Below are 26,229 nucleotides of genomic sequence, written 5' to 3' on the forward strand. Positions count from 1 at the left end.
ATGTAGTATTATATCACTTCCTGCCGGATCTCTATGCCGCCCCGCAGGCAGACCAGGATCTCGTGATCCGACAGCACCTTTACTGTTTCCGCTGCCTGGCGGATCAGTTCTTCATCCCATTCTGTAATCTCCGGTGATGCCGAATTCAGCAGTTCCTCTGCCTGCTGAATCCGGCCATTTACTGCCAGATCAGCCTGTTGCGCCTCCAGTATCAATGCTTTTTGTTCCCGCAGATCCCCCATCTGCTCGCTGATTGCTTTAAACTTTTCCGCATAGTCCATGTACCCGCCATTCTCTGCGGCATATTGGAGCAGTTCCTGGAACTCTTGATCCAGCCGGGTCAGTTCTTTGTCGATAACTGCCGGTGTCAAAGATCCTGTGGCATCCGGTGCGAGTCCTGACCGGATAGCGTCGGAGATGGCGGCAACCAGGCGGGTTTTGTCTTCCATCATGGAGTTGACCGCTGCCATGATTGCTCTCTGAAGCGCCCCTTCCTCCATAGTGGGAGAATGCTTGCAGTACCTGCTGCCGTAGTCCAATCGGCTGCTGCAGCGCCAAACGATCTTTTTTCCGCCTTTACGGACCCAGGTACAGCGGCGGTAGAGGGTCCCGCATTCCCCGCAGACAAGCCGGTCACTGAGGGCGTACCGGGAGGTATAGCTGGATAGCCCGGTAGCGGCTGCCCGCTTGTTGGGGGAGCGGCGGGAACCGCGGCGTGCGAACTCGGCCTGAACCGCTTGATAGGTTTCCCGGCTGACGATTCCTTCATGGTGGTTCTCAATGAGGTACATGGGAAGCTGCCCCACATTCTTGATGACCTTCCGGCTGATGCAGTCGCTGATAAATGTCTTTTGCAGCAGCACATCCCCGCAGTACTTCTCATTTTTTAGGATATTCTCAACGGAGGAGAGCGACCATTCCTTACCCTTGCGCGGAGCAATCCCCTCCGCATCCAGCCATCCCTTGATCATCCGGATGCTCTGCCCCCGCAGGAAGCTTTTATAGATCCGGCGGACTACTTCCGCCTCGTCCGGAAGTGCTTGAGGCTGGCCGTTTTCATCTTCGGTGAAACCATAGAGTTGCTTGCAGCGGAGCGATATGCGCCCTTCCCGCATGGCTTGGCGAATCCCCCAGCGGACATTCTGACTGATGGATTCGCTCTCTGCCTGCGCAAAGGCCCCCAGAAGTGTGATAAGCATTTCTCCTTCACTGTCCAGGGTGTTGATGTTTTCCTTCTCGAAGATCACTGCGATACCCAGCTCTTTCAGCGCCCGGATATAGTGGAGGCAATCCACTGTGTTGCGGGCGAATCTGGAGATCGACTTTACCAGTACAAGATCGATTTTTCGTTTCCGGCACAGGCGGATCATCCGAAGAAACTCCGGCCTTTTTTCAGCAGAGGTACCTGTGATTCCCTCGTCTGCAAAGATCCCGGCCATACTCCACTGGGGATTCTGCATGATTTTATCGGTATAGTAAGTTTTCTGGGCCTCGTAGCTGGTCATCTGCTCCTCTGAGTCTGTGGATACCCGGCAGTAGGCAGCCACACGCAGCTGCCGCCGGATAGATTTCTTCTCGGCGAGTTCTGGATTTGCCGGGATAATAGTAAGCTTTGGTACAGTTTCATTCATGATGGATTACCTCCTTCTATGGTTTGTCCGTTTTTTAGCTTTAGGCTTAGAGATCCGTCTGGATGCAGATATACCGCTTTTACAATCATCCGGATCTGGTCAGTCTCCAGTGGTTGTTCTCCTTGCTTCTTCAACAGAGAGCAGATACGGATTGTTTCATACCGTTTCGAATCAATATCCGCCAGCTGCGCCTCAGCCAAGGCCAAGGCGAGTTCTTTGGCTCGGGCTTCATCTTGCCCTGGTTTGCTTAGCAGCTGCTCCAACTGGGTTTCCAGATCCCGGTGATCCCTGGGTTGCCCGGGAGGTTCCACAACCTGACCCGGTTCCCGTGCCAGTGGGAGCAGCAGGCTTTGGATACTTTCCAGCAATGCCTGATCCCGCAGCTTGACGGAGGGGGCGCCGCACTTCAGGCAGGACCAGTTATCGTGTAGGTTTTTAGTCAGACGGCTGCCGCAGCTGGCGCAGACTACCAATTCCCGCAGTTGGCGCATCTCCTTTGCATTTCTTGATGATCCTCCGGTTAAAGGCCGTTTCTGCTGGACTTCCTGGAAGAGATCCGGATCGACTACCAGAGGAAACTCTGTTGTGCCGGTATACCGTTCATCCTGCAGGATACGCGCCACCATGTTTTTGTTCCAGGGCTGGCCAGTTTCCCGGTATGGGATGGGCTGATTGCTGAGAATGCTGACAATCTGATTATAGGAAATGCCTTCACTGTACCTTTGAAAAATCAGTTTTACCAACTCAGCCTCTCGTTCTTTGAGACACATTTTTCCCATTCGCATCTCATAGCCGAAGGGAAGTTTCCGGTTTTTCATCTGCGCACCGACCTTTCAATCGTTTCCCGAAGTTTTATCCCATTCTTCAGGCAGAAACAGAGGGATGTGTTGCTTTCCACCGTGATTTGTTCTACTAATTCCACAAAGATCCCTTCGTCAAAATCGGGAAGGAATTCCGGCATGGAAGATAATGATTCCAGCAGTTCCTTGGTCTGTTCCAGCGTCTGGTCTTCGTTCTCTCCCAGCAGCCTTTCTTTTTGAGCCTGGGCTTCCCGGAGTTTTTGAGCGATCCCGTTTGTCTGGGATAAAAAAAGATCAGAATCGAGGAGGCCATGCTTTTGCATTTCGGCCAACATTCGATTCTGATCCATCAGGCTGCCTATTTGTTTGTTGAGCTCTACAATATCCACCCGCCAGAGAAACCGCTGCTCCCGGATTTTCCGCAGGTTGGCTGCCAATTGTTTTAAGACTGGAATTCCATTCATCCGCAGACGGTGGTAGGCCCGAAGGAAGGCAGCCTGTATCTCCCGCTCAGGAATTTGGGTAATAGGACAATTTGATTGGTTTTGCTCATGACTAACACAAGACCAATAGGTAATATTTCGACAGTTTTTCCTACGAAACCCCCCACCACATATACCACAATATAATTTTTTGTGTAGTGGTGTTATTGGGCCTATTCGTGACCCATTTTTCTGCAGACGATGCTGTTTAAGCTGCTGAACTTGTTGGAACATTTCTTTTGAAATAATAGGAGGATGTGTCTGTTCTGCATAATATTGCGGTTGCTCGCCACGGTTAATGTGCCTTATTCTGGGAAATGTATCGGTCCGATAAGTTTTTTGCCACAGCGAATCTCCGATATATTTTTCGTTAGAAAGAATATACGAAAGAGAATTTATTGTCCACTTTTGTTCAGGATCTGCGGATTTTACAGGAATGTTATCCGCATTGAGACGTTCAATAATGACTCTCATATTGTCCCCAGAAAGATACTCTTGGAAAATACGACGGACAATAGCTGATTGTGATGGATTGAGTTGAATTTTCCCATTGCAAAGCTCGTATCCATAAGGTAGTGAAGAGGGAATATATCCCCCGCTCTCCATCCGGCGCTGATAACTCCACTTCATGTTTTCAGAGATGCTTTCGCTCTCTTTTTGGGAGATGGCTGCAAAAATAGTGGTCAGGAGCTCCCCGCTCATCTGGGCAGTGTCGATGTTCTGCTCCTCGAAATAGACCCCGACACCCAGGTTCTTCAGCTCCCGGATGGTCTCCAGGCAATCGATAGTGTTTCGGGCAAAGCGTGAGATGGATTTGCAAAGTATCCGGTCAATGCGCCCTCGCTTACAGTCGGCGATCAGCCGCTGAAACTCGGTGCGCTTTTCGGCGGATGTTCCGGTGATCCCCTCGTCGGCATAGAGATCCACGAAGGTCCATTCCTCATGGGAGGTGATATAGGTGGTGTAATATCTTGTCTGGGCCAGGAAAGAATTCTGCTGGTCAGCAGAATCAGAACTCACCCGGGCGTAGGCTGCCACTTGCAGTTTTTGAGGGCGGGGTGCCTTATCCGCCTCGATGACGATGACTTGTTTTCTGGCTAAACTGCCCTCTGTCACCGGCCCTTTCCCCATGATTCTCACCTCCTGTCAGCAATACAACATACCACACTCTTTCTCATATAGCTATGTCAAATCGGGTAAAAAAACTTACAAAGATTCCGCTTTAAATTTTGCGAAGATAAGACACTTTATGCCGCTTGTTTCGGCTGGGAAAGGAATAACCCTCTCTCTGCTTCCAGCTCCAGATGGGCAGCGATCCTTTTCAGTTCCTTCTGAGTAAAGCCGTGACCTTCCAGTGCTTTCAAAAGCCGAAGCATTCCAAAGTAATTGATGATTCCTCTTGCATCCATTCCTGATCCTCCTCTATTTTTTGTGAAAGGGCGAAGCTCACAAGCAGCGCCCGGTCTACCTGTTCCTGCTTCTCTGGGGAAAGCACCCCTATCCGGTCCAACAACCGGGACTTGTCTATCGTTCTTATCTGCTCCGTAAGAATAACAGAGGGCTGCCGCAGGCCGCTGTCCCTTCCCACCAGTACATGGGTCGGCAAACAGGGTTTACTGCTTTTGGCAGTGACCGCGGCGACAATTACGGTGGGGCTGAACCAGTTTCCCACCTCGTTCTGCAGAATCAGAACCGGACGGATACCGCCCTGTTCTGAGCCAACCACCGGATTCAGATCTGCGTAATAGAGTTCTCCGCGATGGATAATCCTCTGCGGTCTATTCATAGGGCGGTTTCCTCCTCCCTTTGGGTATGTATCCGGGCCGGCCATCGTTGTCGTGTTTTCATTCTGAAAAAAATGAACCGGCCCGGTTTTATGATCTATTCAAACACCTGGTATTATTACCCGTCCCCCAAGCGGTGGGCAGTGACTGAACTGTGCCTGGCGGCACACTCCGGGAATCTCACCCCCCGAGGATCTCTCCGGGCTGCCCCCATTGGTTGTGTCTGTGGCTGGGCAGGGGTACCATTGTAGGCGGATCGGGTCATGGCGAAACAGCTTGCCAGTGCTGCTTTGGGATAGATGGGAACCGCTCGCCGCCTTCTTTGGCCGTCTTTGATGCAGGGTACCTGCACAGGCGGGTCTTGGCGCATCCTCCGCATCGCTTGTCCCCTCTCGGGGCCGGTCCGCTGATGTGATTCAGTCTGCTGGGTATTCAATTTTCAAAGTTCAGGCGGGGTCTAAAAATACCCCTCACTATTAAGCCGAGTTCAACAGGGGGTTGTACGAAACTTTTTTCAGTTTTCCAAGAGTTTTTTCAATCTTTTCACGACTCGTTCTTTGCGGTAATGGATTGTCATGGTCGGCAAACACAGCAATTGTGCAGCCTGACGAATGGTTTTTCCTTCGTAGTAAAGCATCCGGATCAGCCTGTAATCCTCCTCGGGCAACTGGGTCAGTGCCTTACGCAAAGCTTTCTGCATCACATGGGTAACCGCAACTGTTTCCACGTCGGGGGCATCCGGGTCATAAATCATTTCTTCACCCAATGTTTCCTCGGTGTCCAGGTCGCTGTACCAGACGGTTCCGTTTCGTGTATCTTTCTCTTCCAAAGTCCGCAGATGGCGTTCGAAGCCGTAGTATGCCTGATAGACCTCATGAGTCACCTGTACACGGGTTCCCTCGACAGGGATGGTATATACTTTTGCTTTTTTGGAATTTCGGTTGGATTTCTCTTTCATAGCCCTTTCCTCCAGCTTCAGATGATGGATGGTCGATCTGAGCCAGGGGTCAGGGATAAGCTGCGACAGCAGCCTGCCAGCCTTGCAAATACATGAAAGTTCCTTTCCCGAACAAGCCGGAAAAGGACTCTCATCTCCGTGTAAGGCAAATCGGGCAGCAAAAAAGCGCCGCAGAAGTCGGATAACAGAGATTACTCTGTTATCCGGCCTCACACGGCGCTTGGTAGTCTACGACCCTATAGGGGGTCGCCTCCGCTTGCTCGATTTGAGTGATAGGATGATTCAGTTTTTATGGTGGATTACCAGAGGTTCCATCTCCTGTGCTGCCGGCGGAAGTATGCCAGATTCAGCACTGAGACAGCTTTGCATTTTTGGCACTTGGCTTTGATATGCCCAGCGGAATCGGAGAAGACGATTCCAACCTTATAACCGCAGCAAGGACAATAGAGGACTCTTTCTGTCAGCCGCTCTGACTCCCTTTGGGAGCGGTCTGCTAAAGCCTTTCGCTTTTGCAAATCAGTTGTAGTGGCCATCCGCATCGAAGTCGCCTCCCACTCCAAGTTCCTTGAAAAGATATTCTGACAGGGGATGGCGGCTAAGCACACCCAGGGTTTGCAGCCGGATGACCAGAGCAGTATAGGATACCTCCATTGTTCGGGAGATTTCACTAAGGATTTCCTTTTCCCTGGGACGGAAAACCCGCTCCCCATAGACTGGCAGATATTCTCCGCCGGTGTACTTCTCCAATTCCTGCTTAATCAGAAAGCGAGGCATCAGTAAAGAGGCAGCTAAAGTATTGGCCTGCCACTCTGCTATGGAGAGCCGTTCCCGCAGTTCTCCAATATTGTAGATCCGAGCGGAGTCATAGGGACAATGGAAGCCTGCTGCCTGACTGGAACACATTCGGGACGCTAACACGTGTCCCGCTTCATGAGCCAGTGTAAACCGTCGCCGCCCCTGCTCATCCTCACGAAGCAGGTAACTTTCCAGCACGATGGCCTCTTTTGGGAAGACTATGGCCGCAGGTTTTCCGTTCCGGTATACCTGCAGAGGGGTTTGTCCATCCCCGCAGAAGCCGATCTTATCCAAGTCTTTCTCGGCAAACGACTCATAAAAAACTGGACAGCGTAATGCTTTTTTTACAAAGCTGTCGATATCCACGCGGGAGATCCCGCCTTCCCCACAGAATGGACGAACCAAGCTGTCGCACAACTCGTCCGCTTCAGTTCGGGACAGAAAATTTTTCATACATACCCTCCTTTTTCTGTCACTTCACCTGTTTGATAATATGCTGCGCCACGCCTTGAATATAGCAGTGGTCCACATAGATGTCCTCCATCTCACGGTTCTCTGGATGGAGCCGCACCTGTCGGCGCTTGCTATCCAGATAGAACCGCTTGAGAGTGGTTTCGTTCTCCACCAGGGCCACAACGATTTCTCCCTCTCGAGCGGTATTTTGTTTCCGCACCACCACCAGATCTCCGTCCTCGATTCCGGCCTCTACCATAGAGTTCCCTTGGGCGCGGAGGATAAAATGTGCGTCATCACCGAAGATGATTGTCGGTAAGGCCACATAGCTTTCGAAGTTCTCCTCCGCATATTGGGGCTGGCCACAAGCCACAGTCCCCAGAACCGGGGAAAGTTCTACTTCCGGAGACGCCTTCCGTGTAACAGGGGTCTCCAGGCGCTTTCCATCATACCGGATACGGCCCTCCTGATCCAGCTCCTTCAGGTAATAATAGACCCTCCCACGAGAGAGACCCGCTAAGCCGGTAAGCTCTGTTATTGTAGGTGTCCGGCGATGGGTTAAAAAGAAGGATTCAACGGACGAAATGATTTTTTCTTTCATTTCCTCGCTTTTATACCGCATGGCCTATCTCTCCTATCCAAAACAATTTGTTTCGTTTAGCTTTAGTATAGCAGGTAGAGGTAATGGGTACAAGAGGGTAAAATCAAGGTGGGCGTTTTAGCGCCCACCTTGAAATGAATTTTGAGCTATTTGTCCGCATTCAGGCAGGTCTGCAGCATCTGTTGGTATGCCTTTCGCACTGACTCTGGACTTTTGATTTGGATTCCTCCGCCGAAGGTGAAAACCCATGCATAGAATGTGGGACTGGCGGATAGGTTCACCCTGGCTTCAAAGGTTCCATCTCCAAGTTCCCGTGTATCAACATCTTCACCAAAGCGATCAATGATCTGCTTCATCAAACCACCGGCGCAGCGCAAGGTCACCTGACAGGGCTCCCCGTCATACATCTGGAACACCTGGCGGAAGTATGTTTCTACCGTATAGTCCTCCGGTGGCGTATGAAATGGTTTTTTCAGAAAATCCGGGTACAGCATCCGATCCACTCGGAATTTTACCACTTTTTGATGGCTTTCCGACCATCCTACTGCGTAGTACCGATCACTGTCCCAGACCAAGTCATAAGGGGAAAGCTGATAAACTCGGCCTTGATGCTTTGGGATTTTTTCTTTTTTGTTGGTATAGTCAAGATACTGGAACGATACCGGCTGCCTTTGCCGGATGGCAGTATGAAGCAGATCAATACTGTAGAGAACCGTTTCGTTGGTAGTTTTTGCCTTTCCTTGAACAAATAGCCGTCGGCGCATTTCCTCCTGATCGGAAGGACTGGCCATCTGGGTCAGTTTTTCCAGAATGATCTCTGTTCTGTGGGAGGAGATGAACCGGGCGGCTTGTACCGCATCGATAATGAGCTTGAGTTCCGGCAACTCCAAGCCCCGGTCTCCAATAAAGTATTGATTCTGGCGTCTCCGGTTGCAAACGATGTCCCACCCGCATTCCTGAAGGTCTTGAATGTCTGCCGCCACTGTTTTCCGGTTCGCACGAACACCTTGGGTTTCCAGGTAGGCCAAGATTTCTGTGATGGTAGCTGGGTGGAACTCATCTGTGTGATCCCAGAGGTACCGAAGGATGAGAAGGGGGCGGTTCTTGCTTGGCATAAGGCGGCCTCCTTTCCTGAGACTTTCCGCCTGATTTTCTTCCTGCCGCTGGGAGTTATGAGCGGCCTCCAGCAGCATATTCACCCATACAGATATCCAGCACTCCTCTGGGCGGCTGGATTAGGGCGTCCTCATACTGGCACTTCCACTGGATCTCCCGGCTCATCTGGCCGTTCTCTACACCATCTATGGTTTCCCCATCCTGAATCGGGTTATCATGCTCCAATATGTACGACGCCACATTATAAGCATGGTTTACCACCCAGTTGGGGTCCATACCATGGAAGTGGTACTGGAGATCAGGCAGAAACAGGGTGCTCATGCCCACCGTGTCGATGAGCATATCCTCGGTGCCCTCGATGTTGAAGAATCGGACATTGACGCCAAAGCGGATGAAGCGATCCGGGCCCTCAATCTGATGGGAGCGCACATCCTCTGCCAGAAACAGCTTACCACAGTTCTGAAAATAGAACGCCTCACAGGTGGGATACAGTTCCGCCAGAGCATCCAAAAAGTCGGCATCCAGGTTGGCCCGCTCCAGCGCCGGAAGCGCCGCTGCCAGCATATCGGTGGCCACGACCTGATACCGGCACTCCCGGAAGATCCGCTCCCGATCCTCCTGACAGTCCCACATCTGGCTCATCAGGAAGGAGTCAAAGCCTTTGCCCTTGAACTTGTCGCATTTCATCACCATTAGCTGCACCGGGCATTTGCCGTCCTTGAATTCCGCGATATGATCCAGGGCGGCAAATCCGGCCATTTTTTTATCACGGCAGAAACACTCTACAGCGCCGATGTGCTTTTCCATCACAGCGGTCATCTCATCCTTGTCCGGCATCTCCACCGGCTCTTTAAACAGCATCTGAATGAGATAGGGGCCTCCGGGCTGGGGGCCTTTTTTGTCATCCAGGTTTTGCTGGAACACTTGATTGCTCATTTGCTTTCCTCCTTCTTCTCCGGGAACAGCTTCCACCGGAACTCCAGTTCTTTCTGGACAAACTCTTTCGGCAGGCCCCGGGGATTGGCGATGAGATACCATACCCGAAAGGTGCGCTTCTTCGGATCTGTTTCCTGTTGGTAGAGCTGATAGCCCGCCTCATCCTCCTGCGTCCACTGTCCTGTCTGCCGCTTGGCCTGCACAAAGGGTTCCACCACCTGGTCCAGTTCCTCTTTGGTGCGGCTTGAGGCCCAGGCATGATCCACATCCTTGGCATGGGACTGGTAGAACAGCAGCTTTCCGGTATGGGTCTTCGCCTTGCACTCCGGCGTTCCGCGCAATTCTGCCTGACGGCGGTACTCCTCCATCTGCTCCGCCGTTCCGTACCGTTCCACCATCTGCTCCCGCACATAGATGAACCAGCTGTAGTCCTCCGCCTCGGTGAAGGGGGCGCAGACCGGCTGTAATGCCTCCACGGGGTCTGCCTCGAAGCGGTCGATGAAGTCGAGGTAGTTGGCTTTGACCAGAGGCAGAAAGGTGTCCAGCAGCCCGGTGTTCAGCCGCAGGTCCTCTGTCAGCATCCGAAAGAATGAACCGCCTGTTGTGGGTACAATTCTGAAAGAGTAGAGGTAGTCATCTCCCTGCTTTATGATACAGCTGAAGCCCACCTCCACATTTCCATGGCCGATTTCGTAGTCTATGTAGTTGTAGTGGCTCCGGTCAAACCAGATCTGATAGGTCAGCCCGTTTTTCGTTTTCTTTTTGAAGTCGCCTTTTTTCAGACGCTTCCAGCCCTTTTCCTCCAGGCCCAGGCCGTTCCACAGGTAGTCCAGAAGCTCCTGAAATATATCTGCCGGGCGTTTTTGCTCCACGGTCTCCACCTCCTTGCAACAACTTTTTCTGGGATTCAACTTCTGCCCTCACAGGTCGTCCTTGTTTTGCGCCATTGCTTGGGCGATCTGTTTCATAGCCATGTCGATATAGAGATACACCCCATCACGATCACAGTGGAACAGGTTGGAGTAACATGTGCTTTCGTTCGGGTGAAGGGGATTCGGTTCCACTACTTCGGTGGCTTCCAGCAGACCAGTACCCAATTCAGCCGCAGCAGTAAGAGCCTTTTTCAGAACAGCAAACTGCCCATCGCTCCAATGTCTCTCCAGATCTTCAAGCACTTTGGGGTCCTGCTCCATGTCTTTGAGAAGCTGCATAACTTGATCTGGAGACAGATATACACCGGAGCAATAGTTTTCGATGATTCGGTTCTGCATGGGGTTTGGAAAAGAAACAGGAGTCACTTGATCCCACGAGGTGAAGTACCGCTCATATTCCGGCTTTTCTTCCACCAGGAAAGAAAAGGCACTGCCTCTGGTGTAATAGTAATCCCGGAAAAAACCTTGGATCACTGCAATATAGAAGCCATGGCTTTTGTCAAACAGCTCGTCGGATTCTGTTCCAACCCCAACCCGCAGGGTATCCAGATATTTTTCTGCATAGAAATCTTCGATTCCATGCTGTACGGCAAGGGCCAGCACCTTTTCCTCCTGTCCCTGCCGTATCCAGGTTAGGGGAGTAAAATACCATTCCCGCATTTCCTCTGGTGAAATCGGGTGAAAACTTACATCATATCCCATAAAATTCCTCCTCAGTAATCCAGTAAAATGGGCACCTGCTGTTCCTCGGCAAACCGCATGGCCCTCCAGAACATGGAGAAGGCAAACTTGGCCAGGGATTGGGTGTCAAACTGGGTATGCTCCTGAATATCTGCCCTGCTGATTTTCCCATGCGCGGGAATAATGCCGTCTGTCGGATAGCCTTCCGTTTCGCTCCAGCTCAGAATGGTATCCTCATCGGCCTGCCATGCCAGCTGGTTCAGCTTCTCCAGCTCCTTCCGCAGTCCGCCCAGGGTGGCGATCATCGCCTGATTATCGGTGGGCAGAGGCGCCTGAAAGAAGAAGGAATCCGCCAGAGGCAGCCACCAGGTTGCCCCACGCAGCAGGGACCACACCCGCTCCTCGTCCGATGCAAGACGGGCGACCAGAGGATGCTCCCCGAAGTTCCAGTCCTTCTCCACAGTGGAAGGCACCGGCTCATTGTATGTATGGCAGGCGGCAACCAGCAGCATTGCGCCGAAGGCATCCCAATCCGGCTTGTCGGTGTAATAGGGCTTCTCATTATCCTCCGGCCAAGGAGCATAGGGAGGCTGGCCCGGCTGAGAAATGGCGCTCAAGATCTGATCCCGCCAGTTCTCCACCGCCGCCTGGACCTCAGCCGGGGACATTTCTTCCTCGTTATCAGCAGCTTCTCCATCCGGCGTGATTTTTTGAAAGCCCCATCCATTTTCTTCCGCCCACTGCTGAACAACAGTTTTCCAGTTGTGAGAATAGTACCGGGTCAATGTTCCGGCGTAGATGTCAAGTCCCATAGTGATGCCTCCTTTTGTGCTTGGTCAAAGCCGTTCCAGGGTACAGTCGTGCCCGGAATGGTCCGTATCTAAAATGATTTCCATAATGGTGTCCATAGTCTCTTTCCCGAGATTACGGACGCTTTTTTCATAGGCCAGCCACTGGATGTGGATGGGTTGTCCATACTCATGCCGCCCAAAACCGCCCCGGAGAATATCGTTGAAAGCGTTCAGGTTCCGACCGATCTTCCAGTCCAAACCGGATGTAAATACCCGCTCCACCTCGTCATAAAAGCCGGCCATGTTAGAAAAGCGGCGGCCGTCGATGGTGAACTTCTGCCGCTGTGGTTGCTCCGCTGTAAACACCCGGTCGATCTGCTCCAGATTATACTCCAAGATCCAGCCATGAAACTGATGGTAAAGCGGCAAAAGCAGTTCTCTGGAACTGCCCAGCACATCCAGCCCCCGGTCATCGTATAGGTGGTAGAGGTACGGTCCCGGCCCTGTCAGATAAACGCTGGACACAAAGCCGCTCCAGCCTCCGATATCCCCCAGAATGATCTCCCGCAGAAGTTGCTCCGGCTGAAAGGTAATCCCGCTGAGATCCCAGTAAAACTGCACTTGTGCATGGGTATCCCCATCTTCATCCAGCTCTATGGCTGGAAGTTGCTCATCGGGAACCGGAAGTCCCATTCGCTGCTGGATAACGGTCAGCAGGGACTCGGCAGGTTCTTCATCGGGATACCCGTCGATCCGCAGAAGGTCCGGCATCGCCGGAAGTGCCCGATAGATCGCGGCGGCCCGGTCCAGCGCACCCTGAACATAGGCGGGGTTGGGTCTCAGCTTCGCTGCACTCCTGTCCAGATAGATTGGTTCCTCCCCGCCGATCTCAAACCGAATGCCTACCGGCGCATGGTAGAACAGAGGGTGTTCCAGTCCAGCCATGCCCAGCTTATGTAAAATGTCTTCAAACCGCTTTGCCAGCATGATATCCCTCCGCCTTATAACATTTCATACAGCAGGGCAGCGTCGCCCTGCACCAGTTCCAGATGGGAGTGCAGCGTTTCAAGTCCGCTTTGCACCGCCTCGGCGGGCAGATCCCAGTCTGGGGCAATTTCAGCGGCCAGCTTCGGGAGGTCCTGCTCCCGAAGGGCTGCCAGCGCATTAGACGCCAGCTCTCCCTCCAGCAAAGCGCAGTCCAGGGTGTCCTCCGTCTGGGGAGCAGGAAAACGGACATCCAGATCCAGCTCGCTCTCACACCAGTCCCAGATGGCCATATAGACCGCGCCGGAGCAGTCGCCGTTGGACAGTTCCTGCCGCCGGCCGTCTTTGAGAAGATAAAAGGATGCGATCTGTGACATAGAGATTCCTCTTTTCTATTTCACCCCACATTAGGTGGAACACTGTTTTTTACATTATCTTTTTGTAAGTGTTGAATTAAAGCAATACTTCCTGCGGGCATAATCTCCTTCAATTCTTCCACTGTAAAATCTTTCATAAATCTGATATCACTTCTCTTTTTTGTCCCTGGAGTAAGGAATGCATCAACATAATCTTCCCTACAAAATCCGTCCCATGGCAAAAAACCAAACCACGCATTTAGCAAATGGTCGAAGTCCGTTGATTTGTTTTTATATAAACCAAGCGTTGGGGATATATCACTTTTATAGTTTGGAACATTTGTGTATGAAATAGTTTTATTCCCTATAAGATGTAATCCATATCCTCTTTGCGGGTGTCTATTCAGTGTTGTAATGATGATTGGCTTTGTTAAATTCAAGCTGTCAAGATTCTCTACCAATTCTTCCTCACTTGAAAACAGCACATCAAAGAATGCCATTGTATATTGTTTGTATTTTTGCCCTTCCAACTCAAAACGGCAGCAAAGTTGACCGATTGTCCATGCTGTTTCTTCCAATTGAATACTTAAGATTGCGCCTTCAGTGAGAGCTTTTGACAAGATAAATCCCTCCTTAATCCTCCATCAGCCCTTCTACCTGCATCCGGATCACATAGAAGGCCCGCACCCAGTCCAGCTCCTGCTCCATGGATTTCTCCAAAGCCAGCAGGCGGCGCTTTCCCAGCCTTCGATCCAGGAGAGCAAAGATGCGGACAAGAGGATTCTCGCTGACAAGGCTTTTCTCGATGCTCTGGTTGTCAAAGATCCCAAACGCCTCATAGAACACCTTTTGGTCAAAGGTGCCCTGCTCCAGCGCAAAGGCATGAGCCTGGTTGATGGCCTCTTTTGCGGAGTCGCAATCTTTCAGCGTTGTGGACCGCAGGTGATGAAATTTTGTCCACACATTCTCAAAATAGGTGTAGTAGTTGCTCCGCAGCACTTCCACACCGTCCATGCGAATGGCTGCCCGGCCCTCATGGTCAGCGCTTTTGCTGTAACTGGTGGCAAAATACTGGATGTGGCCCCGGAGCGCCGGGCACAGGTAATCATTTTCCAGCTTGTTCCGGATTCCGCTCCAAGTTGGCATAGCGACCGCCTCCTTTCGGCTGTGGCTGCGGGTAAGGTAAACTTCCCAATTGATTAAAATTTAAAGATTACATACAATCCTCGATATATGATCGTTCTATAAATTCTTTTACTGCAAATAGATCTGTAAACTCCACATACCGGGGAAATCCGTCCGCATTATGTGCTGAGTAAGTCAAATGGAACATATAGTAGATGTCCCTTCCTATTCCGCTTCTGACAACATATAGCACATCATCATTGGAATCACACTTCGCAACCGCCCGGATTTTTTTGCCGGATAAGAAGTGGCCTTGTCCTATTTCTTTGTTTAGTTCAACGACAAATGCTCCGTCCGCCTGTGTGAGGGGAAGCAGATACCAGTTAAAATCCTTACCATATTTATCGTACAGATCACAGAACATTTCTTCTAATGTCATTGTTCATTTTTCCTTCATCCATTTACAGTTCAGCTCTCAACCGCCGCGCTGTTTTTATTGCTCATTGAGATACCTCGCCAGTTTCTTCTCCAGCAGTTCTGTCATATCATTGCAGAGGCGCTTTACCTTGTCCTGCTCATGGGCGTAGTACCAGATGGTTTCCTCTCCGGGGCGGAGCAGGAGCTGGTCGCCGTCCGCTTCTTTCCAGAACTCGCCCAGCACACAATACCTCTCTCCATGGATGGTCAGATCAAACATCCCGGAAAGGGAAAGGATCACGCCTGTGGATGCCTGGATGCCTGCGGTCAGCAGGAAAAACTCCCTCACCTGGGACGGGAGCGTGAAGTCCAGCACGCTTTCTTGATTCCCGATCTGCTCCTCCGTGGCGGTGGGCTTGATCTCATCCGTGGGGTCCAGCACCTTTGCCAACGCCTTGGAGAACTTGGGATAGCGTCGAAACAGCTCCGGGTTGTCGGCCTTGAATTTCGCTTGCTTTTCCCGCTGCACCCGCTCCTGCTCCTTGCAGAAAGCGTCCAGCTCGGCCAAATACCGCTCCTGGTAGAGATTGCTGGCCTCAAATGCTGTGCCGCTCTTTTCCAGAATGGCGATGGCTCCCTTTTGGCTGCCAAACACCGGGACCCACTGAAAACCGTGTCGGCAGGGCTTCAGTTTCAGGAATTCACCCCGACTCAGCAGGGCTTCCAACTCCGTCTCATGTTCGTCCCACCAGTTCCGCCAGGTTTCAGGTGTTTCCCGTCCCTCAACCAAGTCCAGGAGTTTTTCAGTCAATGATTCTTTGTCCATAGGTGCGATTCTCCCTGATAAATGAAAAACTATAAATCCGTAAGAAAGATTTCCGCAGCTCCCTTTTTCCGCAGTTTATACTTCTGCACCTTGCTCAATGGAATTTCAAACGATGCATCTGTCTTAGGAAATCTGTTGTCTAAGATGTCTTCATATAGGACGGTAATAAATGGATTCCACTTTTGCAGCTTAGTTCTTTTCGCTGATTTTTCCAAGTATTCGTACCCGCCGGCCAAATAGAAAATCTCCAACGCCAATGCCAAATCGCAGTCCGGGTCAGCGAGGATTGTTCTTGGGACTTCGAACCCGTCATCCCAGTTATACTCATCAAGTTTATTCTTCAAATCAGCATACGCCATTTCCTCCGCCTCCGTTTCAGAGGGCGCAAGAATAGATGCTCATGGCCCCGTAGTCGGTGTGCAGGACAAGTCCACTCTTGGTAAAGGCAAAATTCACCTGCCGCACCACAAAGGGGTCATCAATGGTGGCCAGCAGCTGGCCGCTGCCGGTATCCCACAGCTCTATGGGGGAGCTGCCACGATCCTGCTGAACAGCCATCAGGCTGCCCCTTGTCCTCACCGCGCAGGTATCCGAAAAACTCAGCCCCTGCCGGACAGAAAACGGGAAAGGATTGGCTATTTCCTCTCCGGTCTGGGTCAGATAGAACCTGCCGCCCACCGAGAAGCACTGGTCATCCGGAGAGAAGAAGGGATGCCAGCCCTCATTGTGAATCACTACTTTTGGGGCGGACTTCAAATCGACCAGCACATACTCCCCCTCGGTGACGCGGTAGGCCGCTTTGCTCTGCCGGGGAGAGAGCATCCCGAAGCAGTAATAGGCAAAATTCGGGTCTTTTGACTTCTTGCATTTTACCGCTTCCCGCCATACCTCCGTGTTGCTGCCAAAGTCAAAGACGACGATCTCCTCGCCCGTGTACCACAGGGCCAGGTCGCCGCTGGCATCCAGCATGGTCTTCATGCTGTTTTTCTTGTTGGCGAAGGGCGTGATTTCATGGGTGCGGAGTGAGAACTGTTGGAGGAGATAGCTGTTGTTCAGCAGCAGAGTATCATTGGGGCAGAGAACCTGCTCATAGGTCATTCTCTTTGCGCCCAGGGAAACTGTTTCGAGGATCTCCCCGCTGCCATCGAAGTGATAGAGGGTTTCGTCCTCAAAATCTCCGACCACCCTTGTCAGGAAGAAGTCATCCCGTGTGAGGACGGCAGCCAGGGGCATAAAACCGTTGCTGTCCTTGCCGACAAACCGATGGCACCGCGCCTGCCCAACAGCGGCATCCGAATTATGGTAGACAAATCCTTTCCGCATCTGGCCCATCATGGCACTGGCGGCCTTGCTCTTGACCTGGAAGGCGGAGTCACACAGGATCTCCTTGACCTTCCCGCCATTCAAGCAGGTTCGGATGGTATGTCCGTCAATTTCAATCCGCCACTGCTTATTTGTGGCGGGGTTGAGGAAGGTTTTTTCAATCATGGTTTTGACCGTTCCTCCTTTCGGATCAGGATGCTTTTTCCTTCGGTGTTGATGCTATACAGGTCATCCAGATGGATGTGGAATCCATCCTCACGAGTGGTTTCTGCCATACCCAAAGCGGCTTTCGCCAATAGAAGCAGCCCCGCCCGGTTTCCCGTTAGCTCCAATTCATTTCCATCGGCATGAGTGGTAAAGGAGAGGTGGGCTTCCGGTTCCACTGGAAGGATGGGCAGTTGTTCATCATTCAGTTGAATGGTCAGTGTTTTGGGTTTCATCGCTTGTATCCCACCTTTTGAAAACTCCTCAATCAAAATCCATCCAGACCAGGTGTTTTCCGCAGTGGAGGCACTGGAACAGATAGCATTGCAGATGCCCGCCATTGACGGATTCCTGAATCATTTCCCTCTGCTCATCGTCCCACATGGGATCGTCCAGCACATCGTCCAGCACACCCAGCGCCCGCAGTTCTCTGGCACCCACATGGCCCAGATAGGCACAGTAGTCGCCGCAGTGGGCGCGCCAGTATTCCTGCTGCCAACCGGAGTAGCCGGGAGTTCGGTGGATCAGCTCGTCCAGGCGGGCCGGGTCCTCTACGCCATCGTCTACGGAGCAATCGTCCTGGAAGCTGCCGTCATATTTCCGGGCCGCCTCGCCGCTGGAGATACACTCCGGGCACAGGTACTCAATATCCTCCACAGCGTAAAAGGGGCCTGTATAGAAAATATGGGTCGTCTTGCCGCAGCAGTCGCAGGCAACGCCATCCGCGGACTCCTCAAAAGCGCCGGTTTCCAGCGGATTGGGGTGATACCGGAAGGTGGGCAGGCCCAGCTGGGCCTGCCGCTCCTTCTCTTTCTGCTTTTCCTCCGGCGTTTTGGGCTTGGGGAGAGCATAATGATTGCCCCAGTTTTCCGCATATTCCTTCAGCGTGCCCAGCCGCTTGAGTGTTTTTTTATCGGAACGATTTCCGATTTGGCAGAGCAGTTCGTAGGCATCCTTCTTGAAGTCCAGCAGATCATACACATCCACCAGCACCTCCTTGGCCTGCTTGTCTTCCGACTGCTCCAGTTTCTCCTTGAAGGTATAGAGAGCGCGGACACTGTCTGGATTTCCTTTTGTCTCTCGAAACTGCTTTTGGAGTTCAATATATTCCTTCAGATATTCGTTCATGGTCACAATCTCCCATCAATCCCACCAGAGATACCAGACAGTGGACTGCCGCAGCACATCCGCCAGAGCGCCCACGGTGGCGTCCTCCGGCTCCTGGTCCACAATATCCGGGCAGAAGCCATACTGCTCCAACGCTGCTTCCATGGCGTTCTCCTCAGAAACCGGTACCGGAAGGTCAAATTCCAATTCATCGTGGCTCATGGCGGCAGGCACCGCGCCATACTGCTCGAACCAGTATTTGGCCGCCGCCATCAGTTCCGGCGTATCCGGGCAGTCGTTCCAGTTTCCGAAGGGCAGATACGCGAAGATCTCCCAGGGGTTCTTCACCGGAATTTTCGCCAGAATGAGAGGATGGGTCATATCGGTGCCGGAATCCCAGTAGCAGGAGAAACGGTTATTCTCATAGCCGCCCTCCATCTCGCCCAGGACTTCCTCATCCCAGTCCATATCATCGTCCTCGGCTTCTTCCTTGCGCTGGCCGGTCAATTCTTCCAAAACCGCCTTTCCGTCCTTGACAGGGGCGGAGAGCATCTTCTTCCGGTACTCCGTTACAGTTTTGAGGTCAAATTCGTAAATGTCTGCTTCATTCTCCGGGTCGGCATTCATTACCAGACACTCCAACAGCGTTTCGTCATCCGCCTTGATGAGCACCGGCACAAAGCCTTCCTGGGCGCTGTCCCGCTTGGCATAGTTGTAGGCTGCCATGATGGGGTCATCATCCTTCATGGAGGGGAAATAGGTACACTCGCAGTCCAGATACTCCATGATGGCCTGAGCCACCTCGGAAGGCTCCAGTGTGTCCTCGTCGAAGTCCTGTCCCTGCCAGTTGGTGAAGCGTTCCTCGATCACCTTTGCCATGGCCTGATAGTAGTCCTCGTCAAAGGCAATGAACAAATAGGCTTCATCCTGGATCTCATCGGAGTAATTGCGCTCCTGCCCAATGACGCCAATGGCGTAGTCGTCGATGTCGCTGGGGAAATAGGGGCTGTCCGGCTCCCCATAGTAGTAGGAGGCAAAGGCCCGGCCGATCTTGTTAAACATCGGGCCCACCAGCTGCCCATCCAGCTCATCCCGGATAAATTCCCGCAGATCCACGCTGGCAGGATCAGCCTTGACCTTTTCTACCACCTCTCCGTACTCCGCAAGGAATTCTTCGCCCATCAGGTCGTGCTCCATACACCAGCGCAGGTAAATAGCCATGTGGTTGTAGGCGCTCAGCTCATCCACCGGCAGATTCTTTTCCTGAATGGTTTCCAGGTGCCAGTCAGCGCAATCCATTTCCATCACGCCGCCGTCCTCCACGCTGCCAAGTTTCCCCATAGTCATGGCATTGGGACGGGTATTGTAAGTCACAAAGCTGATGCCGTCCATTTTGTCCAGCAGAGCATCTGCGTCATGCTCCATCTTATATTCCAATTCCTCTCGGTAGAGGGGGATCACCTGATAGAAGTTGACCTCCTCACCACTCGGCAGGATGCAGACCTCGCTTCCATCTTCGGTGTCCTGGGGACCGGTCAGCATGGCGGCGCACAGCTTTGTGCCCTTTGCAAAGTCCTCCTCATTGTCCATGGTATGGCCAAAGCCCAGCCAGGTATCGCTGGCAATGGGCAGGCGGGCCAGGGTTTTCAGCAGGCGGATGGGCCAATACCACCGCTCATTCTTCAAATCCTCATGCTTCAGTTTCCAGTTCCCCGGCAGCGCAATAGCCAGCTCCGCCCGCTCCAACTTGTATTCCGCCAGTTCCTCCGGCACATTCATCCGGTGGGCACCCATGCCCATGGTGACCAGGGTGTAGTAGTCCCGCTCCTCGGAGGGCGGCACCACGCAGATGTCCACATGGATATCCGGCGAAGACAGTTCATGGAACACATTCTCGAACTTGCCAAAATACTGCTGGATATGCCCCTCGACGGCTTCCGTCTCTTCCTCGGTGTAGACCTCGGGAACACCGGTTTCTTCATCCTCGGGAGCTTCGCCGTCCGGGTCATCGTCACCATCGTCAGGGTCACCGTCCGATGACGCCCAGGAGATTTTCAGAGTCATCTGCTCCTCCGGCAGGCCGACGCCCGGGCTGCGGGTGATGGTGTGCTTATCATCTGCCGCAAAACCGATGGTCTCCCCATCGTGCAGTTCCACATCATTCTCCAGCACATAGGAGGTAAGGTTTGCCAGGAAGTTCCGCAGATCGCCCGGCTCGGCGTCGGTACCCAGCACCTCCATCTCGTCTTTGCCGAACACATCCAAACCGTAGGTGTAGCCATTCATACCATTCTCATCCCGCCAGAGGCCGAACCAGACCCAGTTGAAGATGGGCAGCTCGTCTTCCTGCATCATGTCGGCAAAACCCTCATAGAATTGGGGCTCAAACACCACGCCGCTGGTATAGATGCCGGTGGCATATTTCTGGCGGCAGCAGGCAGCCACCACCTTGGCGAACAGCTTACCCTTTTCCAGCAGGTCCTCCTCTTTGCCCAGCACCGCAACCATGATGTGGGCGCTGTGTTCCTTGGCAACCTTGACTGCATCCTCCCACATATAGTTATTTTCCGCATTGGCCTCGGCCTCGCCGCCGGGAATGGGATAGGTGGCCAAGCTGACAGCGGCCAACATATCGCCCACTTCAAACACCAGTGCGTCGTCGTCTTTCTCCTCGCTGGCGTCGTATTCCTCCACTGGGATGTCCCATTTTTCCTTCATGTCCCGGATGAACTGCCCTTTATCCCATTCTGCCTTGGACAGCAGCACAAAGCCGGTGAAGACACCTGTGTGGTCACTCTCGTCTTCGTTCTCTGCCTCGGCCCGTTTTTCTATCTCCTTCTGACACTCCTGAATCACCACCGGGGCATCCTCGTCCTCAGGGTCCAGCTCCGCCCACCGCTGGGCGTAGGGGATGGCCTTTTCCTCCTGCCCATAGAGATACTGGTAGGCATAGGCCATGCGCATATTCCACTGGGCCTTGTCCTGGCCCTCCTCCCGGACAGATTCCAGCACCTGGATGGCCCGTCGGAGAGCCTTATCCCCCTTGTAGTTGGGGGTTCCCTCCTGATGATCTCCCAAAATAGCGTAATTCTCCAGCGCCCGTGCCATGGCGTAGGCAATGCGGTAATTTCGCCAGTCCTCCGGGATGGCGTTGAGCGCCTGAATGCAGCGGGTGTACTCATCCTCGTCGTTCCACTGCTCTATCTGTGCGAAGAATTCTTCCTCATTCTGCTGTGTATAAGGGATATAGTCCATATCCGTCAGCGTTTCGTCCAGCTCGGGGACCTGATCCTCATCGTCCGGTTCCTCCTCGGGCGGTGTTTTCAGGTTCACAGTGCCTGCCTCCCGGCGGAAGGTGTGGAAGCTGGCCCAAGGGATGTCACTGCCCTCGAAGAATTCCTTGGCCATCTGGAGTGCCGAGTGAATGTCCCAGGCGATGAAGTCCACATAGCCGCAGTAGAGTCCGGTGGCTCCGCCGGTGAGGGTGAGTACCTCCGGCCCGTCGCCGGTGGTGAACACTTCTTCCAGCTTATCCCGGAAGTCGAAGATCTTATCCGTTCCTTCCTCCTCCCGCAGGGTATCCAAGGGATAGCAGAAGAAGCCCGCTACCGCTCCGTCGGCATGGAGCGCGTCCATGAAGTCATTGTCGGCATCCAGATAGCCGTTGATGAGCGGAGCACAGTTGGTGGAACCGGCAATTACATCCAATCGCCAGTCGGCTTCCGGGTCCTTGTTGGGTTCCATTTTGTAGCCAAGGTAGCTGTTCAGATAGGCTTCCGGGTCGGTGGAGAGGTTTACTCCCTTTTCCTTCAGCATATCGGGCAGCTGGGACAGGAGGAAGGACTGCTCTGCCTTGGGCTCTTCCAGCACATTGAAGTCATCAATGTACCACATGTGGGAGATCTCGCCCAGCACTTGATCGGTAAGGGTGGTAAGCATCCACCAGGCTCGGCCTTCCGCCTCCCGAAGCATGGGCAGCAGCTTTTCGCAGTAGGCGGAGATGGCGAAGCTGTTTTCACCCTGCTCCTCCAGCCAGATCTGCACATCATCCCCAGAGATATTCCATCCATCCTCGGTACGCAGACCGATGTTCTGGAGGGGTTGACGGCCCACCAGGATGTTCCAGTACTCCAGCACCTCCTTGGGGGCGTGCTTCTGGAAGTAAATCAGCTCAAACAGCTTGACCTTGTCCCCCTCCGGGGTGAGGATCAGCTCATACTTCTCGCCATTGAAGCCCATCTCGAAGGAAATCTCGTCAAAGACCAGATTCAGGGTTTCCTGCATTTGGGCCACGAGTTCTGCGCCGCGGGTGTGATCTTTGTCCTCATCCATCATCTGGCGCAATTCTGCTTCCATCTCGGCAAAGGTTTCCCACCAGTCCTCTGTCCGCTCCCGGAAGCACTCCGAGAACTGCGGCAGGGAGATGCCCTTCTTGCACCCGTCGATCAGTTCCTCAATATTCTGTCGGGTGTTGAGCTTCGGATCATCACCGGGATGCAGTTCCAGAGCTTTTTCAAAATACCGCAGAGCGCGGCCCTCCTGATCCAGATAGTAATAGGAATAGCCCATGCGAAAGTTCCAGGAATAAGTATCTCCCAGTTCCTCCTCATGGGACTGCATCAGTTCCAGTGCCTGGTGAAGCAGCTTCCTTCCCTCCGGCTCGCTGGAGTCCGCCAGATTGTTGTAGGCGCGGGCCAGCTCCATATCCATTTCCGGGGTACGCTCCTCGGCAGAGATTGCCTCCAGTGCGTCAACGATTTTCTGGTGTTTGTCCTCCTCATGCCACTTCTGGCACTGCTTCAAAATATCCATATCCTGTTCCTCCTCGTCCTCATCTGGTTTCCAGTCTTTGATCTGCTGGAACACGCCGTTCTCATCCCGCTCAAAGGCGCAGGGGGTGGGGGTGTTCAGCAGAGGGATGATGTCGGGATCGTCGTTGCAGATTGTGTTCAGCTTGTAAATCCCGGCGTTGTTAGGGTCGTCCATGTAGGTGTCGCTCTCGTCTCCGGCGGTGAAGCGCCAGCCGCTGTCCCAGTCGCCGTCCGGCTTCTCCCGGTAGCAGTAGCCAACCTTGCAGCCCTCCACTGTGATGCGGTTGGTGGCGATACAGCCGGTGGCGTCCTCCCAGTCGGGGAGTAGATTCTTCATGTCCTCCGCCTTTACATAGAAGTCCCGGCGGCGGCCGCCGGACTCGTACAGCTCCTTCCGCAAGGCCTCCACATCCCAAGCCATCTCTTGGATCTCCTCGTCGTCCATCATCTCACTGAGGTCATATTCCAGCGGATTCTGGGCAAAATCTGCCAGGGCCTTGTTCATGGCGTCGTGTTCCTCTGGCGTGGCGGTGATGCGGATGCGGCGGGAGGGGGGGTTGTACTCGTCCAGATCGTGGAGGTTTACACTGCCGCTGACGCTGCACTCCAGCAGGATGGCGGCCAGATCAGTGACCACATCAATGGCGAAGTGGAAGTCCATCTCCACGCCATCGGAGTGTGTAAACTCCAGATACTCCACGGTCTGGCGGAAGTCCCAGTTCTGCTTGTCCAGCCCGATTTTGGCGAAAATCTCGCTGAGGGGGATTTCCTCTTTCTTCTGGTCTTCTAAAAAGGCCACAAGGTTCAGGCTGTCGTCCGAGCCTCCGATAAAGTTGCCCCAGTATTTTTTGATATACATGACCATCCTCCTCACTTGCGTGTCAAAGTTCCGTTATCAATGAGGGCAGCTTCCCGGATGCGCCGGAGGGATTCCGGCTCCAACAAAAACTCCCGCAGGTTCGGGTCCTCAAAGAAGGACATGGGACGCACCTGTGTCGGCCCGGCAACCGCCCACAGCCGCGATGTTGCCAACCGCTCCGCTGTCTGGAGCGCCTTCTCCCGATTCCCCAGATAGAGATAGCGGGCGATTGCGTCCCGATAGGAGGAGTCAGCCATAGGCACGCCCTGAATCTCCTCAAACAGATCCACCGCATCTCTGGCTGTTCCGAACATACAGCAGTGGTTATAGAGCTTCCGTTTGGCATCGGGATCGTCCGGCGAGAGCTTTTTATTCTGTTCAACGAGTTTCGCCCAGAGCTGCTCCTTTGTCTGTGGTTCTTCTGGTTCATGGTAGGGATAGTTCTTGTCGTTGTCCGCGAAGGGCATAATGCCCCGCTTGAGGTAGTCCATCAGGATGTCACAGAAACGATCCCGCTGGGGAAGGCCATTCTCAGCCCGGATGCGCGCCTGTTCCTTCGTAAGCGCCTCTATCAGTTCCTGCTCCCGGTGCAGCTGGATAGCGGCTACCGTCATGGCGATCATGTGCTCGTCGCTTACATTGCTGTAATACCACTCTTCCAGCCAGGGAAGAACCGTCAGATCCAGATTCAGTGCTGTTTCATAGTCCAGATTGAAATAGGCAACCTCTGCCTTGATTGCTGCCACTTGATGCGGGTATTTGTCAGCGAAGGTTTCCAAAGCAGTGAGTGCTTCTTCTTTGCCATCCATGATCTCATAGCAGACCATGCGGAACTTTTTTGGCAGTTTGATTACTTCCATGTCTGTATCTCCTTTTACTTCAGTTTATCATCTTTTTTATTATCAGAACAGCACATTTGTGTTTGCTGTACATCATTTTTTGAGGGCTGAAAGTTCGATTGAACTTCTGAAAAATATGTTCCATATCGTCCCCAAAACTTGGTACCCAGATTTTCCTTTTTGATATCTGCCACCTGCCGAAAGACCGGATTGATTGCCTATCAGCAAAGACAGTCGAGGCTGTCAGCGGCGGCTCATGAAATGTGCAGTTCATCTTGACCGTTGCTGGCTCGGTTGGCTTTGCTATCTCCCCGATAAATGGGAAGTTATCGACCTGTTTTTGATAGTCTGTTCTGCAAGAAGATAACAGCGGCTTCATGTACTTCTTCTCTTAATTCGCCCTGTGTAGGACTTTTTGCAATCCTCTGTATATCTGAGAGAATACAATTTATGCTCTCATCGGAAAAAAGAGGTGCCAGACAGGTGATAATCCAATACTTCCATATGTCGTCTTTTTCATGTGGACTTAAAACTCTATGAATTAAAGGAACAAGGGCTGATTGGTGTAAAGCGAGCACCGGCAAAATATCACCAGCAACAGGCCAATTACAGTCCTGTATCCACTCCAAAAGAGAGGGTAATATCGGCTCAATCTCATTGTCAGTAAGGTGTTTTAGCCTCTCTATATTTGAACTATCAAATTTATTTTTTGGCACTAAGTCGTGAATATCTGTCATATTAGCTCTTAATCTCCATCTCAAATATTATTTTGTCGTTCTCCAAATACTTTTTTCTTTCTTAAAGAAGACGGAGCGTGTTGTTCACCTTGTCTGTACCATACGCGGTACGCATGGCATTCACTCCTCTAAGCGTTTCAGGTACGGAGCAGGGACCACCTTTGTCAGCCACACTCCATTGGCGGATAAATAAAAGAGATATCCGTCGCGGTGCATCTGTCCGGCATCCACCAGGTAAATCACAGGCTGGCCGTGCCGTTGGCCTACTTTTTCGGCGGTTTCGGGATCTGGGGACAGATGGACATACAGGCGGCTTTGGGGAAGCAGTCCCTGGACCTCGATGGAGGCGGCAAACCGCTGGGCTGTTCCGTGGTACAGCGTCTCCGGTGGTTCAGTCACGGGGAGTTCCACATCCACCTGAATGGAGTGGCCCTGGTTGGCCCGGATTTTTGTCCCGTCCTCGCTGAAGGAATACCGCTGCTTTTCATCACTCCGCACGATTTCCTCCAGAATGTCCCGGTTGATGGGGTATTTTCTGCTGATACCCGCCAGCAGCGTATTGACATCCGCCCAGCCATGGGTATCCAACTTGATCCCAATAACCTCCGGCTTGTGCCGAAGGATCAAGCTGATATACTTGCTGATCCTTGTAAGATCGGGTGTTGTTTCTCTCATGGTGCC

At 52.7% G+C, this 26,229-nt stretch carries 27 protein-coding genes; all 27 read right to left on the reverse strand.

Annotated features, from left to right (window positions below; all coding sequences use genetic code 11):
• Positions 1–8: 8 nt before the first annotated feature.
• The 27 genes from BQ5383_RS13265 to BQ5383_RS13395 all read right to left on the reverse strand — a co-directional run bounded on the left by BQ5383_RS13265 (position 9) and on the right by BQ5383_RS13395 (position 26,223).
• Complete coding sequence (locus tag BQ5383_RS13265) at positions 9–1,631, reverse strand: recombinase family protein (RefSeq protein WP_071432703.1); 1,623 nt, start codon at positions 1,629–1,631, stop codon at positions 9–11.
• A complete protein-coding gene (locus tag BQ5383_RS13270) occupies positions 1,628–2,449 on the reverse strand; it encodes a recombinase family protein (RefSeq protein ID WP_071432705.1) in 822 nt (273 codons plus the stop codon). Before BQ5383_RS13270 ends, BQ5383_RS13265 begins: the two co-directional genes overlap by 4 nt.
• Positions 2,446–4,044, reverse strand: a complete 1,599-nt coding sequence (locus BQ5383_RS13275; protein ID WP_071432707.1) for a recombinase family protein — start codon at positions 4,042–4,044, stop codon at positions 2,446–2,448. Before BQ5383_RS13275 ends, BQ5383_RS13270 begins: the two co-directional genes overlap by 4 nt.
• A 116-nt stretch (positions 4,045–4,160) precedes the next feature.
• Entirely contained in the window at positions 4,161–4,322 is a 162-nt protein-coding gene (locus BQ5383_RS21175) for a hypothetical protein (protein ID WP_172724631.1), read from the reverse strand.
• Positions 4,274–4,699 carry a type II toxin-antitoxin system PemK/MazF family toxin gene (locus BQ5383_RS13280; RefSeq protein ID WP_139193434.1) on the reverse strand — a complete coding sequence of 142 codons (426 nt, stop codon included), beginning with the start codon at positions 4,697–4,699 and terminating at the stop codon, positions 4,274–4,276. The genes BQ5383_RS21175 and BQ5383_RS13280 overlap by 49 nt, the downstream gene beginning before the upstream one ends.
• A 512-nt stretch (positions 4,700–5,211) precedes the next feature.
• Positions 5,212–5,868: a sigma-70 family RNA polymerase sigma factor gene (locus tag BQ5383_RS13285; RefSeq protein ID WP_172724632.1), complete on the reverse strand. Its 657-nt coding sequence runs from the start codon at positions 5,866–5,868 to the stop codon at positions 5,212–5,214.
• A 303-nt stretch (positions 5,869–6,171) separates the two neighbouring features.
• Positions 6,172–6,903, reverse strand: a complete 732-nt coding sequence (locus tag BQ5383_RS13290; RefSeq protein WP_071432711.1) for an ImmA/IrrE family metallo-endopeptidase — start codon at positions 6,901–6,903, stop codon at positions 6,172–6,174.
• Between the two features lie 19 nt (positions 6,904–6,922).
• A complete protein-coding gene (gene lexA, locus BQ5383_RS13295) occupies positions 6,923–7,525 on the reverse strand; it encodes a transcriptional repressor LexA (protein WP_071432713.1) in 603 nt (200 codons plus the stop codon).
• 125 nt (positions 7,526–7,650) lie between these two features.
• Positions 7,651–8,619, reverse strand: a complete 969-nt coding sequence (locus BQ5383_RS13300) for a helix-turn-helix transcriptional regulator (RefSeq protein WP_071435104.1) — start codon at positions 8,617–8,619, stop codon at positions 7,651–7,653.
• Between the two features lie 55 nt (positions 8,620–8,674).
• A complete protein-coding gene (locus BQ5383_RS13305; protein WP_071432715.1) occupies positions 8,675–9,556 on the reverse strand; it encodes a DUF4261 domain-containing protein in 882 nt (293 codons plus the stop codon).
• The gene (locus BQ5383_RS13310) at positions 9,553–10,437 is read right to left on the reverse strand and encodes a spondin (RefSeq protein ID WP_476726770.1); all 885 of its coding nucleotides are present in this window, start codon (positions 10,435–10,437) and stop codon (positions 9,553–9,555) included. Before BQ5383_RS13310 ends, BQ5383_RS13305 begins: the two co-directional genes overlap by 4 nt.
• Before the next feature lie 39 nt (positions 10,438–10,476).
• Positions 10,477–11,190, reverse strand: a complete 714-nt coding sequence (locus BQ5383_RS13315; protein ID WP_071432719.1) for a hypothetical protein — start codon at positions 11,188–11,190, stop codon at positions 10,477–10,479.
• An 11-nt stretch (positions 11,191–11,201) separates the two neighbouring features.
• Positions 11,202–11,981 (reverse strand): hypothetical protein, encoded by a 780-nt coding sequence (locus tag BQ5383_RS13320; protein ID WP_071432721.1) that lies wholly within the window; start codon positions 11,979–11,981, stop codon positions 11,202–11,204.
• Between the two features lie 24 nt (positions 11,982–12,005).
• Complete coding sequence (locus BQ5383_RS13330; RefSeq protein WP_076944482.1) at positions 12,006–12,947, reverse strand: DUF3885 domain-containing protein; 942 nt, start codon at positions 12,945–12,947, stop codon at positions 12,006–12,008.
• A 14-nt stretch (positions 12,948–12,961) separates the two neighbouring features.
• Positions 12,962–13,321 carry a hypothetical protein gene (locus BQ5383_RS13335; protein ID WP_071432722.1) on the reverse strand — a complete coding sequence of 120 codons (360 nt, stop codon included), beginning with the start codon at positions 13,319–13,321 and terminating at the stop codon, positions 12,962–12,964.
• Positions 13,322–13,341: 20 nt separating this feature from the next.
• On the reverse strand, positions 13,342–13,920 hold the full coding sequence (locus BQ5383_RS13340) for a hypothetical protein (protein WP_071432724.1): 579 nt from the start codon (positions 13,918–13,920) through the stop codon (positions 13,342–13,344).
• Positions 13,921–13,933: 13 nt separating this feature from the next.
• Complete coding sequence (locus BQ5383_RS13345) at positions 13,934–14,446, reverse strand: SF0329 family protein (RefSeq protein ID WP_071432726.1); 513 nt, start codon at positions 14,444–14,446, stop codon at positions 13,934–13,936.
• 67 nt (positions 14,447–14,513) lie between these two features.
• Positions 14,514–14,864, reverse strand: coding sequence for a hypothetical protein (locus BQ5383_RS13350; protein WP_071432728.1), 351 nt, complete (start codon positions 14,862–14,864; stop codon positions 14,514–14,516).
• Positions 14,865–14,918: 54 nt separating this feature from the next.
• Complete coding sequence (locus BQ5383_RS13355) at positions 14,919–15,668, reverse strand: SMI1/KNR4 family protein (protein ID WP_071432730.1); 750 nt, start codon at positions 15,666–15,668, stop codon at positions 14,919–14,921.
• A gap of 29 nt (positions 15,669–15,697) precedes the next feature.
• Positions 15,698–16,027 (reverse strand): DUF4274 domain-containing protein, encoded by a 330-nt coding sequence (locus BQ5383_RS13360; RefSeq protein ID WP_071432732.1) that lies wholly within the window; start codon positions 16,025–16,027, stop codon positions 15,698–15,700.
• Between the two features lie 16 nt (positions 16,028–16,043).
• Positions 16,044–17,156 (reverse strand): hypothetical protein, encoded by a 1,113-nt coding sequence (locus BQ5383_RS13365; protein ID WP_071432734.1) that lies wholly within the window; start codon positions 17,154–17,156, stop codon positions 16,044–16,046.
• Complete coding sequence (locus BQ5383_RS13370; RefSeq protein ID WP_071432736.1) at positions 17,153–17,431, reverse strand: Imm32 family immunity protein; 279 nt, start codon at positions 17,429–17,431, stop codon at positions 17,153–17,155. Before BQ5383_RS13370 ends, BQ5383_RS13365 begins: the two co-directional genes overlap by 4 nt.
• A gap of 28 nt (positions 17,432–17,459) precedes the next feature.
• Positions 17,460–18,323 carry a CbrC family protein gene (locus tag BQ5383_RS13375; RefSeq protein WP_071432738.1) on the reverse strand — a complete coding sequence of 288 codons (864 nt, stop codon included), beginning with the start codon at positions 18,321–18,323 and terminating at the stop codon, positions 17,460–17,462.
• A 15-nt stretch (positions 18,324–18,338) separates the two neighbouring features.
• Positions 18,339–23,972, reverse strand: a complete 5,634-nt coding sequence (locus BQ5383_RS13380) for an immunity protein Imm33 domain-containing protein (protein WP_071432740.1) — start codon at positions 23,970–23,972, stop codon at positions 18,339–18,341.
• Positions 23,973–23,983: 11 nt separating this feature from the next.
• Positions 23,984–24,832: a hypothetical protein gene (locus tag BQ5383_RS13385; RefSeq protein ID WP_071432742.1), complete on the reverse strand. Its 849-nt coding sequence runs from the start codon at positions 24,830–24,832 to the stop codon at positions 23,984–23,986.
• Positions 24,833–25,137: 305 nt separating this feature from the next.
• Complete coding sequence (locus BQ5383_RS20175) at positions 25,138–25,548, reverse strand: DUF5071 domain-containing protein (RefSeq protein ID WP_074026303.1); 411 nt, start codon at positions 25,546–25,548, stop codon at positions 25,138–25,140.
• 120 nt (positions 25,549–25,668) lie between these two features.
• Entirely contained in the window at positions 25,669–26,223 is a 555-nt protein-coding gene (locus BQ5383_RS13395) for an RNA 2'-phosphotransferase (protein WP_071432746.1), read from the reverse strand.
• Positions 26,224–26,229: the final 6 nt, after the last annotated feature.

It is taken from the genome of Angelakisella massiliensis (assembly GCF_900104675.1).
Taxonomy (GTDB): domain Bacteria; phylum Bacillota; class Clostridia; order Oscillospirales; family Ruminococcaceae; genus Angelakisella; species Angelakisella massiliensis.

Excerpts from the sequence above, each read along its gene's own strand:
- BQ5383_RS13265 (WP_071432703.1), bottom strand. The coding sequence starts at position 1,631 with ATGAATGAAACTGTACCAAAGCTTACTATTATCCCGGCAAATCCAGAA.
- BQ5383_RS13270 (WP_071432705.1), bottom strand. The coding sequence starts at position 2,449 with ATGAAAAACCGGAAACTTCCCTTCGGCTATGAGATGCGAATGGGAAAA.
- BQ5383_RS13275 (WP_071432707.1), bottom strand. The coding sequence starts at position 4,044 with ATGGGGAAAGGGCCGGTGACAGAGGGCAGTTTAGCCAGAAAACAAGTC.
- BQ5383_RS21175 (WP_172724631.1), bottom strand. The coding sequence starts at position 4,322 with ATGGATGCAAGAGGAATCATCAATTACTTTGGAATGCTTCGGCTTTTG.
- BQ5383_RS13280 (WP_139193434.1), bottom strand. The coding sequence starts at position 4,699 with ATGAATAGACCGCAGAGGATTATCCATCGCGGAGAACTCTATTACGCA.
- BQ5383_RS13290 (WP_071432711.1), bottom strand. The coding sequence starts at position 6,903 with ATGAAAAATTTTCTGTCCCGAACTGAAGCGGACGAGTTGTGCGACAGC.
- lexA (WP_071432713.1), bottom strand. The coding sequence starts at position 7,525 with ATGCGGTATAAAAGCGAGGAAATGAAAGAAAAAATCATTTCGTCCGTT.
- BQ5383_RS13300 (WP_071435104.1), bottom strand. The coding sequence starts at position 8,619 with ATGCCAAGCAAGAACCGCCCCCTTCTCATCCTTCGGTACCTCTGGGAT.
- BQ5383_RS13305 (WP_071432715.1), bottom strand. The coding sequence starts at position 9,556 with ATGAGCAATCAAGTGTTCCAGCAAAACCTGGATGACAAAAAAGGCCCC.
- BQ5383_RS13315 (WP_071432719.1), bottom strand. The coding sequence starts at position 11,190 with ATGGGATATGATGTAAGTTTTCACCCGATTTCACCAGAGGAAATGCGG.
- BQ5383_RS13320 (WP_071432721.1), bottom strand. The coding sequence starts at position 11,981 with ATGGGACTTGACATCTACGCCGGAACATTGACCCGGTACTATTCTCAC.
- BQ5383_RS13330 (WP_076944482.1), bottom strand. The coding sequence starts at position 12,947 with ATGCTGGCAAAGCGGTTTGAAGACATTTTACATAAGCTGGGCATGGCT.
- BQ5383_RS13335 (WP_071432722.1), bottom strand. The coding sequence starts at position 13,321 with ATGTCACAGATCGCATCCTTTTATCTTCTCAAAGACGGCCGGCGGCAG.
- BQ5383_RS13345 (WP_071432726.1), bottom strand. The coding sequence starts at position 14,446 with ATGCCAACTTGGAGCGGAATCCGGAACAAGCTGGAAAATGATTACCTG.
- BQ5383_RS13350 (WP_071432728.1), bottom strand. The coding sequence starts at position 14,864 with ATGACATTAGAAGAAATGTTCTGTGATCTGTACGATAAATATGGTAAG.
- BQ5383_RS13355 (WP_071432730.1), bottom strand. The coding sequence starts at position 15,668 with ATGGACAAAGAATCATTGACTGAAAAACTCCTGGACTTGGTTGAGGGA.
- BQ5383_RS13360 (WP_071432732.1), bottom strand. The coding sequence starts at position 16,027 with ATGGCGTATGCTGATTTGAAGAATAAACTTGATGAGTATAACTGGGAT.
- BQ5383_RS13365 (WP_071432734.1), bottom strand. The coding sequence starts at position 17,156 with ATGATTGAAAAAACCTTCCTCAACCCCGCCACAAATAAGCAGTGGCGG.
- BQ5383_RS13370 (WP_071432736.1), bottom strand. The coding sequence starts at position 17,431 with ATGAAACCCAAAACACTGACCATTCAACTGAATGATGAACAACTGCCC.
- BQ5383_RS13375 (WP_071432738.1), bottom strand. The coding sequence starts at position 18,323 with ATGAACGAATATCTGAAGGAATATATTGAACTCCAAAAGCAGTTTCGA.
- BQ5383_RS13380 (WP_071432740.1), bottom strand. The coding sequence starts at position 23,972 with ATGTATATCAAAAAATACTGGGGCAACTTTATCGGAGGCTCGGACGAC.
- BQ5383_RS13385 (WP_071432742.1), bottom strand. The coding sequence starts at position 24,832 with ATGGAAGTAATCAAACTGCCAAAAAAGTTCCGCATGGTCTGCTATGAG.
- BQ5383_RS20175 (WP_074026303.1), bottom strand. The coding sequence starts at position 25,548 with ATGACAGATATTCACGACTTAGTGCCAAAAAATAAATTTGATAGTTCA.
- BQ5383_RS13395 (WP_071432746.1), bottom strand. The coding sequence starts at position 26,223 with ATGAGAGAAACAACACCCGATCTTACAAGGATCAGCAAGTATATCAGC.